9 protein-coding genes are annotated in these 10,513 nt (G+C 35.8%); 2 read left to right on the forward strand and 7 right to left on the reverse strand.

Going from position 1 to position 10,513, the window contains the following annotated elements; all coding sequences use genetic code 11:
- Nucleotides 1–276 precede the first annotated feature (276 nt).
- Nucleotides 277–606: a hypothetical protein gene (locus RMR19_RS21705; RefSeq protein WP_310605603.1), complete on the forward strand. Its 330-nt coding sequence runs from the start codon at nucleotides 277–279 to the stop codon at nucleotides 604–606.
- Nucleotides 607–683: 77 nt separating this feature from the next.
- Here the strand turns inward: RMR19_RS21705 and RMR19_RS21710 are convergent, their stop codons facing one another.
- The 7 genes from RMR19_RS21710 to RMR19_RS21740 all read right to left on the reverse strand — a co-directional run bounded on the left by RMR19_RS21710 (nucleotide 684) and on the right by RMR19_RS21740 (nucleotide 8,557).
- Nucleotides 684–1,313 carry a peptidase C39 gene (locus RMR19_RS21710; protein WP_310605604.1) on the reverse strand — a complete coding sequence of 210 codons (630 nt, stop codon included), beginning with the start codon at nucleotides 1,311–1,313 and terminating at the stop codon, nucleotides 684–686.
- 370 nt (nucleotides 1,314–1,683) lie between these two features.
- Complete coding sequence (locus RMR19_RS21715; protein WP_310605605.1) at nucleotides 1,684–2,529, reverse strand: ABC transporter permease; 846 nt, start codon at nucleotides 2,527–2,529, stop codon at nucleotides 1,684–1,686.
- Between the two features lie 86 nt (nucleotides 2,530–2,615).
- Nucleotides 2,616–3,563 (reverse strand): ABC transporter permease, encoded by a 948-nt coding sequence (locus RMR19_RS21720; protein ID WP_310605606.1) that lies wholly within the window; start codon nucleotides 3,561–3,563, stop codon nucleotides 2,616–2,618.
- 3 nt (nucleotides 3,564–3,566) lie between these two features.
- Complete coding sequence (locus RMR19_RS21725) at nucleotides 3,567–4,577, reverse strand: ABC transporter ATP-binding protein (RefSeq protein ID WP_310605607.1); 1,011 nt, start codon at nucleotides 4,575–4,577, stop codon at nucleotides 3,567–3,569.
- Nucleotides 4,567–5,541 (reverse strand): ABC transporter ATP-binding protein, encoded by a 975-nt coding sequence (locus tag RMR19_RS21730; RefSeq protein WP_310605608.1) that lies wholly within the window; start codon nucleotides 5,539–5,541, stop codon nucleotides 4,567–4,569. Before RMR19_RS21730 ends, RMR19_RS21725 begins: the two co-directional genes overlap by 11 nt.
- 20 nt (nucleotides 5,542–5,561) lie before the next feature.
- Complete coding sequence (locus RMR19_RS21735) at nucleotides 5,562–7,193, reverse strand: ABC transporter substrate-binding protein (RefSeq protein WP_310605609.1); 1,632 nt, start codon at nucleotides 7,191–7,193, stop codon at nucleotides 5,562–5,564.
- A 191-nt stretch (nucleotides 7,194–7,384) separates the two neighbouring features.
- Nucleotides 7,385–8,557, reverse strand: a complete 1,173-nt coding sequence (locus RMR19_RS21740; RefSeq protein ID WP_310605610.1) for an amidohydrolase — start codon at nucleotides 8,555–8,557, stop codon at nucleotides 7,385–7,387.
- Between the two features lie 453 nt (nucleotides 8,558–9,010).
- On the opposite strand from RMR19_RS21740, the gene RMR19_RS21745 reads away from it, so the two are divergent.
- Entirely contained in the window at nucleotides 9,011–10,453 is a 1,443-nt protein-coding gene (locus tag RMR19_RS21745) for a S8 family serine peptidase (protein WP_310605611.1), read from the forward strand.
- Nucleotides 10,454–10,513: the final 60 nt, after the last annotated feature.

A 10,513-nucleotide genomic window follows, 5' to 3' on the forward strand; every position in this document is an offset into this window, starting at 1 on the left:
CGCAATTTAATAACCTTTTAACAAACAGTTTCTTCTTAGTGACATACAAAGTTCAGGTCATAGACAAAATAACTGAACAATATCATCTGCCTCCCGCTCTCTTTTTTTTACATTATTTTGCATTTTATATTTACATATTATTTTATGCATTGTACAATTATAAAATATAGTTATTTCATTACATATGCCTTTGCATATTCAAAACTCTTCTTTCCACCAAGTTCTATAGTATATTTTGATTCAATATATCTATTCATCAATAAGGAGTCTTAACATATGAAATACAAAAAATGCTTTTTCCCTATATTAGTTGTTGTATTACTTCACCTGTCATATACTATATTTTTTCCAGATAAACAACATTTAATAACAACAACAAAAGCAACAATACTTGAAAAAAAAATTGATACGGATTCTAATTACATCATAACAATCAAAAAATCTACTGATTCAAATAGTGCACCACTTATTATACGCATAGACAACGAAAATGTTTGGAATTTAATAATTCAAGGAAATGATTATTTACTTACATATGATGCTTCTGACCTAAACAATTGCTATCTAATTCAGATTCAGTATCTTGATTCATCAATTAGTAAATAGAATGCGTAACACAATAAAATGAGCTCTTAAAACCAAAAGAGCTCCTCTTACTGTGTTTCAATATTCAACTTACACATCTAAATCATATATTCAATCGTCCTCTCCGGTGTATATCTAGTATCCGTATTATAGATAAGCATTGCTTCACGCTCTTTAATTTCTCCCAATGAATAGGAACGTTCAAAATCAGAATTTAGAATTTCTGGTTTTACAAGGCGATTCATCTTTTTTGGTTGATTACTAATAAGTGTTACTCCTAAAAATGTCAAATCATTATAATCCGACATATCATACGGATCAAATATAGCAACCATACCCTCTTGCAATCCTGTTAACAATATATAGTGGTCATCACCTTCCAGCGAAACCCGAACAACTACAACGCCTTTTTGTTGAAGACAACTTGTAATTCTACTATTTGGTCCGATATACACTTGATTATTCTTAAGAAATTCCGAATGAATAGGAAACCCCTTCGTCTTACCAAACTGATTAAACCAACTCGATAAGAATTCCATTGCCATTCTTGAAGTACCACTTCTGCCGACTTCACCCATTTCATTATAAGCATCTAACGTATACATAAAAATTGCTTTCAAAATCTCAGGCGGAATCTGTTCCCTCTTATACAAAAAACGCATAGCATTACATAACGTAGTAGGCCCACAATCATATTCTGACGTTTGATAATATAAATCATTCTTCATGTAAAGCCCTCCTTTCAAGAATAAATCTAAATAACATCGATAAACATAACTACATATAACTTTTCCAAACTATAATGTATTGTATTTTTACGTTTCACTTCGTTAACAGCCACTACCTTCCAAACAGCCACAAAGAATTATTTATCCAATCCCTTCCCGTACTTGTGTATCCACAACATACCCCTGCAAAACTCAATAACCTATATCTGCTTCTTCGCTGCTGTACTAAAACTAAGAAACGATAGCGAAACACCTATAGTACTTCTTAGTGTGTAGCGTGTTTCGTGTTATAGTACAGTAACGAAGAAGCTCAACAGCATAAAAAGTTTTGCATTGACAAACTAACTCCTACACAAGTACTCCAAAAAACTTAAACCGAAGGATCCAATGCATCCCTTAATGCATCCCCCACAAAACTAATACTAATAACCAACAATATAATCAATAACCCCGCTGGAACCCAAAGCCAGAATTTACTTGTAAGAACGGTAATGGATTCTGCGCCGTTCAATATATTTCCTAAACTTGCTGTTGGTGGCTGTACACCCATTCCTAAGAAGCTAAGTGCAGCTTCATCAAGTATAGAAACTCCAAATACTTGTGTTGCGTATACAAACACTGGTGCTATCGTATTCGGTAATATCTCTGAAAATAAAACAAATCGCTTTGGCATACCTGCCGCAATATCTGCTTTAATATAATTCGTCTCACGAATAGATAATACGTTACCACGTACCAATCTTGCTATTCCAGGCCAGTCTACAAAGCCTAAAATTAGTACAATACTCCACAGCCCTGGTTCAAATACTGCTGCTGCAACTAAAACCAATAAAATATATGGAAAAGACATAACCATGTCTGTAATTCTCATTATAATGCTATCCACAATGCCGCCAATAAACCCAGATAATAGTCCCAATATAATTCCAACAACCGTTGAAATTACTGTTGCCGCTGCCCCGACAAATAAAGATACCCGCATCGCATACAGTAATCTGCTTAACATATCTCTGCCAATCTGGTCTGTTCCTAACAGATGCTCCATAGATGGTGCTTTTGAAAAGCCACCACTTATCTGATTTGGATTATATGGTGCAATCAGTGGAGCAAATAAAGCTAAAACTATCATTACAACTAAAAAAACAAAACTAACTACTGCTAGTTTATGTTTCATAAATCTTTTTGTGATTCTTCCAATATTCCCTTTATGTTCCATGTGTCGACTCCTATCTGTTACATGTTACTATTCACACACAACCTTCACAGCAACCGTAACTGTTACGTTTTATAACGTTCTGACATTTACTTATACTGAATGGTTGGATCTACAATTGCATAGATAATATCTGTTATTAAGTTCGTCAACAAAACTACTACTGCTGTCAGTAAACACACTCCCATAATCACAGGGTAATCTCTGCTTGTAATGGCATTCATTGTAATCAACCCAAGTCCCGGCCAGCTAAACATCTGTTCAACAATAACTGCTCCTCCAAACAAAACAGGAATCTGCATTCCGATAACAGTTACAACAGGAAGCATTGCATTTCTTAGGGCATGTTTATTAATCACTAAAAACTTACCAATTCCTTTTGCCTTTGCCGTTCTAAGATAATCTTGCTGTAAAACTTCCAACATAGCACTACGCACATATCGGATATTTGTCCCTGCAATAGATATTGCTAATACAAGTACCGGCATAACCATATGTTTTGCAACATCAAAGAATCCGCCACCTGTCCCTTGTGTAATCATACCACTAGAAGGAAGAATGCCTAAACGTACCGTAAACAAATAAATGAATATTAATGCAAGAAAGAAACTCGGTATACTTGTTCCAAGGAAGGAAAGTGATACTAATGCATAATCTCTCTTTGTATAACGATGAATCGCACTATAAATTCCTGTTGGTATTGCAATAATAAGCCCTACTATTAATGACGTTCCCATAAGTAATAATGTAGAGCCAATATGACTTCCAATAATCTCTGTAACAGGTTGATAACTCTTGATGGAATATCCAAGATTTCCTGTTAATACTTGCTTTAGCCAATCAAAATACTGCAGATAAATCGGCTTATCAAGTCCTAGCATCGCTGCCTTAGCTTCAATTGCACTTTCCGATATCTTCGGCCCATGCATCATTGCAAGAGGGCTTCCCGCACGACTCATAATCAAATAATCAATTATAGTAATTCCGATAAGTACTGGAATTGCGGCTATGATTCGTTTTACCATGTATTTCCACATGCGTTATTCCTCCCCTACTATGTTTTCTGTTAAACTATATGGACAAGCACAAAGATGGTTACTTGTACCTTTCACCTCTAGTAATTCCATAGTTACATTCTTACATTCCTCTTTCGCATAAGGACATCTTGGATGATATCTACATCCACTAGGTGGGTTTACCGAAGATGGTATCTCTCCACTAATTATAATTCGAGAACGTTCACGAAGATTTGGGTCTGGAATCGGTGATGCATCTACAAGTGCTTTTGTATATGAATGAAGCGGATTTTCAAACAATTCCTTTGCATCTGCTATCTCTACAATCTTACCAAGATACATAACAGCAATCCTTGTACTGATATAACGTACTGCCCCCAAACCATGTCCAATAAACACATAGGTTAGATTCATCTCTTTCTGTAAACTTACTAACAGATTCAAAATCTGTGCTTGAACGGATACATCTAATGCACTTACTGGTTCATCACAGACAAGCAATCTTGGTTTCAGTGACAAGGCTCTTGCTATACCGATACGTTGTCTTTGCCCACCAGAAAATTCATGTGCATATTTATGCAAGGAATTCTTTGCAAGACCAACCATATCTAACAATCGTTCCACTTCTTGTTTTACATTTTCCTTGGTTACTATCTTATGATAGAGCATCGGCTCTGCAAGAATATCATAGACTTGTTTTCTTGGATTTAAAGAAGAATTCGTATCCTGAAAAACCATTTGGAATTCTGTACGAATACCACGTAACTTGCGTTCTGTCATTGCTGTTATATCTTGTCCATCATATAGAATCCTACCTGAACTTGGTCGCTCTAATGCCATAAGTTGACGTCCAATTGTTGATTTTCCACAACCAGATTCCCCTACAACACCAAGTGTCTCCCCTTCTTGTATCTGAAAGCTAACATTGTCAACTGCATGTACCATCTGCTTTGCTTTTGCTATACTTGAGTTACTAACTGGGTAGTACTTACAGAGGTTTTCCACTTCTACAAGGGTTTTTTTATTATTTTGCATGGTTTAGTAACTCCTTCCTACAGCGTACCCAGTGTTTTGGTTCAAACTCATAATACTCCTGTCTCTCATAACATTCTTTTGTAGCAAAGCGACAACGATCTGCGAATCGGCATCCTTCCAAGTCTTGATAATTCTCAGGTACTGCACCAGGAATCGATTCTAACTCTCTTTCATAATCATCATAGATTGTAGGAACAGATTGCAACAATGCTTCTGTATAATGATGTGCTGGATTTTCAAACAGACTATGTACCTCTGCTTCTTCTACACACTGACCAGCATACATTACGACTACTCGGTCTGCAACCTCAGCAACTACGCCAATATCATGTGTAATTAATAGAATGGACATTTGAAACTCCTCCCTAAGTTCAAGGAGAAGTTTCATAATTTGTAACTGTATTGTAACATCAAGTGCTGTCGTTGGCTCATCTGCAATTAATAGTTTTGGACGACAGACAAGTGCCATTGCAATCATAACTCTTTGTCTCATACCTCCTGATAACATATGAGGGTATTTCTTCATTATTGACTTCGCATCTGGCAGACCAACTCTTTCAAGAAGTTCAATCGCATGTTCTTTCGTTTTCTTCTTATCATATCCTAGATGGATACGAATAGATTCTGCCATTTGATTGCCTATCGTAAAGCATGGATTGAGACAGTTCATAACATCTTGAAATACCATCGCAATCTCATTTCCACGAACTTGGTCTAGCTCTTTTTCCTTCTGCTGCAATAAATCTTTTCCTTCAAACAGAACCTCGCCACTTCTTACACGTCCTTGTTGCCCTAGTAGTCCCATAATTGATAATGCTGTCACACTTTTTCCACAGCCTGATTCTCCAACGATACAAAGAATCTCTCCTTCGTTAACATGGAAATTAACCTTATCAACACATACGAACTCTTTATGTTCTTTTTCAAACACAACTTCTAAATCCTTAACCTGTAATAATGGCATTGGTCTCTGCCTCACTTTCTCTATTTGATTTCCCAATCCTGTACATTGATAAATGTACCATATACATCTGGTGTAGCATTCTGTAAACGGTTACTCTTTGCTCCTAATCCGCTGATTACATACGCATCAATCATTGGAACTTCCGTTTGAACAATCGCATCTACTGTTCTATATAATTCTTTGATTTCATTTGTATCTACTGTGAGCTGTGTATCAATTAATGCTTTCGTAACTACATCATTTTCATATCTCGTCCAGCCACCTGCTGATAATAACCAGCTTGCATCTGTATATACATCTACTGGTGCATACGTATATTGTACTGCCATAAGGTCGAAATCACCTTCATTTGCAACTGTCATTAATGTCGATAAATCTACAGTATTAATTTTAATCTTTAATCCAATCTCTGCAAACTGTGCTGCCAGATATGTTGCTACTTGTGTAAATGTTGTATCCCCACTGTTCACATAGAAATTATATTCTGTAGAAGCATCCCAACCTTCTGCTTTCGCTTCTTCTAACAATTGTTTGGCTTTTTCCTTATCATATGCTACAGGAACAATACTAGAATCATAGTATGGGCCTGCACTTGCAAGGAATCCGTCTACAATCTCACCTTTGCCCTTTAAGAACTCTTGTAAAATAAGTTCTCTATCCATTCCATATAGGAACGCTTGACGTACTTTCACATTCGTTACTTTCTCTGTATTAAAGAAAATGGATTGTGTTGTAACTGGTGTACCATCATATACTGTTATATTTTCAAGTTTCTTAACACTTTCATAGTCTTCCTGAAGGATACTTCCCATTGTTTGTTGTACTAAATCAATTTCTCCTGATTGAAGCCCAGTTAATAACTGACTTGGTGTTACAACTTTGATTGAAAGATTCTCAATCTTTGGAGCACCTTTAAAATATTTTTCATTTGCAACATAGGTTACATAGTGATTCAAATCGAAATCTTTCACGATATATGGCCCACTTACAACTGTTGGTGCATTAAACCATTCATAAGAAACCATTTGATCCTTTGGTACATCACCAAGAATATGTTCTGGCATGATTAATATGTATCTTCCATAGATGTTTTGGAATGTTGACAATGCCATCTCTATTTTTGTTGTAATCTGAACTGTCTTCTCATCTACTGCAACAACTCCACTGATATGGTCTGAACCAGCTTCTACAAAACCATCATCGCCAGTTCCTTCAATGTTATAAATTGACATACCTGTACTTCCAATCTCAGGACTTGCCCAGCATAAGAAACTGAATAGTACGTCTTTTGAAGTAATTGGCTCACCATCCGACCATGCTGCTTTCTCATCTAACTTAATTGTAAATGTTTTATTGTCTTCTGTTACTATCTCTGTAGCTATCTGTCCTTCAAATTCCATGTTCTTATTCAGTTCTAGTAAAGGTAAAAACTGCAATGATATCGCATATTTCATTACCTCTGTTCCATCTAAAAGCATTGGATTTAGAGAACCGATTGTATCGGAAACTCCTATTGTTACAACATCGCTTGCCGCATTACTTGTTGTTGCCTTTGTTCCCTCATCATTCTTCTTTCCGCCACATGCTGTCAAAGAACCAATTAATGCAACGGTTAATAAAACTCCAACTATCTTCTTCCATCTTTTTTTCATAATATTCTCCTGCCTTTCTAATATCTAGCTTAACTATTTCTGACTACAGCCTTCCTCTTATTATTTTCTAGCTGCTCGTGCTTTTTATTTTTTATCCTATAGCAGATTCTAACGGATATGACCACCATTCGTCAACTATATATTCATATTTATCTATATATAATTATTATATTTGTTGCTGCATCATATAATTAATCAAATTCTATATTCAAACTTTCCTTTGCAAGTTCAACAAAATATCTTACTGTAGGTATTAATGCTCCTTGATCTGCAATAAATGCTGGGTGGTGAATTGGGTGTTCCCCTCCCGTTCCAACCTTTATATATGCTCCTGCTACTTTTTCTTGATACAAGCTGAAATCCTCTCCACCTAATGATTTCTCTACTTCTGTTACCTCTGCACCTATTTTATCTGCAACTTTTCTTGCGAAATCACACAAGGAAGCTTCATTATATACGGCTGGTGGCCCAGCATACCAAGAAAGTGTTGCCTCTGCCCCATAACTTTTTGCAATTCCACTTGCCAAATCAGATAGTCTCTCCCTTATCCTTTGTCTATCTTCTACATCTAAAGTGCGAACGGTTCCTTCCATAAAACCTTTCTCAGAAATAACATTCCATGTGTTTCCACTCTCAATTCTTGTTATACTGATAAGATTTGCGTGAAATGGATTCATATTCCTACTTACAATTGTTTGAACAGACTGTACAATTGCCGACATAACAACAATCGGGTCAATTCCTTCCTCTGGATGCGCCGCATGTGTCCCTGTTCCTTGTACATGAATTTCAAACCGATCAACTGCTGCCATCACTGCACCTTCACTTATCGCCAATGTACCAACTGAAATCCCTGGTGCTGTATGAATCCCCCATATCTGCTTAACATCTTCTAAAACATCTTTTTCTAAAATCTTCGTTGCTCCACCTGGTGCTTCCTCTGCTGGTTGAAATATAATCTTTACACTTCCCTTTAACTCCTTCCTATAAAGATTCAACACTTTTGCCACACCAAGCATAACAGCCGTATGAAAGTCATGTCCACACGCATGCATAAGCCCAGCTTTTTTCGAAGCATATTCAAGCCCAGACTCCTCTTGAATCGGAAGCGCATCAATATCACATCGCAGTGCAATTGTAGAACCCTCTTGTCCTCCATCAATCTGTGCAACTAAACCTGTTTCTAAATGTAGATCAAGAACTGTTATATTCTCTTTTAGTAGTTGCTCTTTTATGTACTCTGTTGTGTTATATTCCTCATATGCCAATTCTGGATTCTCATGAAGCCATTCGAAGTCATTTTTTATGTTTGCTAATATACTCTTTTCTTTTTGCAAGATATCTTCTAATATGTCTTTTCCCATTCCTTCACTCCCTTTCAGTCCATACTATTCCAAGTAATGTTTTTTATTCATTCACCAACTTGCCAGGGTGTGCATCACAAACATTCCAATACACAACTACCTCGATTAAGTTAGCAACAAGCAAACATTTCCTATAATCCTTATAGGGATTGTAGTTTTTATTATATGTCTGTCTTTGAGCAAAGTCAATAGCATATTTTACTATAAGTATGTACTTTTTTGTATAATAAAAAACTGAATATATCCATTGGCAAGCACAAATTCCATTATTGCAATATTCTCTCTGTTATTTATCCATTTTTACATAGTAAATTAGTATTAATTTGAAATTTTTGATTGATTAATGGTTTATTTTGTTGTATAATCGTTCCAGCCGGTTTGAGTACTAATTTTTTACTAATTATTTTGAGATTTTCCTAGGTATATCTCTTATTCAAGGGAGGTATTACTGGTATAAATCCAAATGTGCAATTGTACTCTGCAAGAGTACTTGATGTGAATCTATCTTCTCCAATTAGTCGTGTAGTCGATGCCATATACTGGGCAATTGATGAAGGAGTGAACATCATTAACATTAGTTTTGGAACAACTACGAATTCAGAAATATTACATAAAGCTATCAAAGATGCTAACGATGCTAATATTCTAGTTATTGCAGCCGCAGGAAATAATGGTATCGTTGAATATCCCGCAGCATACGATGAAGTAATGGCAGTAGGTTCCGTAAATAGTCTTGGAGAAGTTAGTGATGCAAGTGCACAAGGAGATACACTAGAAATCGTAGCCCCTGGTGAACAGATTATGTCTTCTGGTGCTTTCGATGGTGTTGCTATTCATGATGGTACAAGTATGGCTGCCCCTCACGTTACAGGTGTTGCATCTGTTCTATGGCAAAAAGATTTAAGTTGTACGAATGACTTTATTAGACAGTTAATAAACTATTCAGCAAACTTATATGGTGACAAAAACGAATATGGAAATGGTCTTGTAGATTTAAACTTCGCTCTCGAACAATATGATGCATTTAAAGAATTATATACAGAAACTGCGACTACTGAAACTATTATTCCAACTGACGAGTTAGAAAACAATGAAACAATTATTCCTATCTTTGAGGATGTGGATTATGTTACAGGTACATGGAGTCAAAGCACTCATAAAGATATCGCTAGTGATGCGACTCTAACCTATAAGACGTTAACAGATTCAGATATAGCAATCATCAAACTAGGTGCGATCTGGCAGGATCAAGATGGAACTAAAGAAATTAAAATAGATAGTAAGCTAACTGGTATAGGGGATCATCCTCAATTCCATGGCTATTACGAAACAAAAACTCACAGCCCTACAAATTATTTAGCATCTTATATCTACTTAACTATGATTGCTAATAAATATGGTGAACTTCCCTCTTATTCCCACAAGCCTTCGGGAATGGATGTATTTACCACATCAACCGTTAACGGTATTAACTATACAAAGATTTCTCCTTCAATAACTAGTGGCGAAAAAAGGAAGTTATTTATTTGGGGTATGGCTTTACATCAAGCAACTGATATTTTTGCGCATAGTGCTTATATGTTTGATTCCAAAAGCTTAAAATTCATTCGCATATCACATACCAATCATTTTGCCTCCTCTGGTGATGATGCAGACAATACTAATGTAGCCCCTGTTAGATACACAGCAGCAAAGCAAGTTGCAAAGAACTCAATTGCGCATTACTTTACAAATACTCCTGGTACAGTAGGAGACTTTGCCCTTAGTACAACTTACTATAATGGTAGTTATCATCTCTATCAAATAAATACGTTTGCAAAAAATATTAATGCTAGCAATTCTGCTCTTAATAAAGTAGACTTAGTTTATTTTACTACTAATTATGAAATTAAATAGAATAGATTAATTATTGATAGCGTGCTATTTTGGGTATTATTTTTTACTATATTTTTATTA

The sequence above is a fragment of the Anaerosporobacter sp. genome, assembly GCF_031551385.1.
In the GTDB taxonomy this organism is placed as follows: domain Bacteria; phylum Bacillota; class Clostridia; order Lachnospirales; family Lachnospiraceae; genus Anaerosporobacter.

Coding starts and splice junctions, on each gene's coding strand:
- RMR19_RS21705 (WP_310605603.1), top strand. CDS start 277: ATGAAATACAAAAAATGCTTTTTCCCTATATTAGTTGTTGTATTACTT.
- RMR19_RS21735 (WP_310605609.1), bottom strand. CDS start 7,193: ATGAAAAAAAGATGGAAGAAGATAGTTGGAGTTTTATTAACCGTTGCA.
- RMR19_RS21715 (WP_310605605.1), bottom strand. CDS start 2,529: ATGGAACATAAAGGGAATATTGGAAGAATCACAAAAAGATTTATGAAA.
- RMR19_RS21725 (WP_310605607.1), bottom strand. CDS start 4,577: ATGCAAAATAATAAAAAAACCCTTGTAGAAGTGGAAAACCTCTGTAAG.
- RMR19_RS21740 (WP_310605610.1), bottom strand. CDS start 8,557: ATGGGAAAAGACATATTAGAAGATATCTTGCAAAAAGAAAAGAGTATA.
- RMR19_RS21730 (WP_310605608.1), bottom strand. CDS start 5,541: ATGCCATTATTACAGGTTAAGGATTTAGAAGTTGTGTTTGAAAAAGAA.
- RMR19_RS21720 (WP_310605606.1), bottom strand. CDS start 3,563: ATGTGGAAATACATGGTAAAACGAATCATAGCCGCAATTCCAGTACTT.
- RMR19_RS21710 (WP_310605604.1), bottom strand. CDS start 1,313: ATGAAGAATGATTTATATTATCAAACGTCAGAATATGATTGTGGGCCT.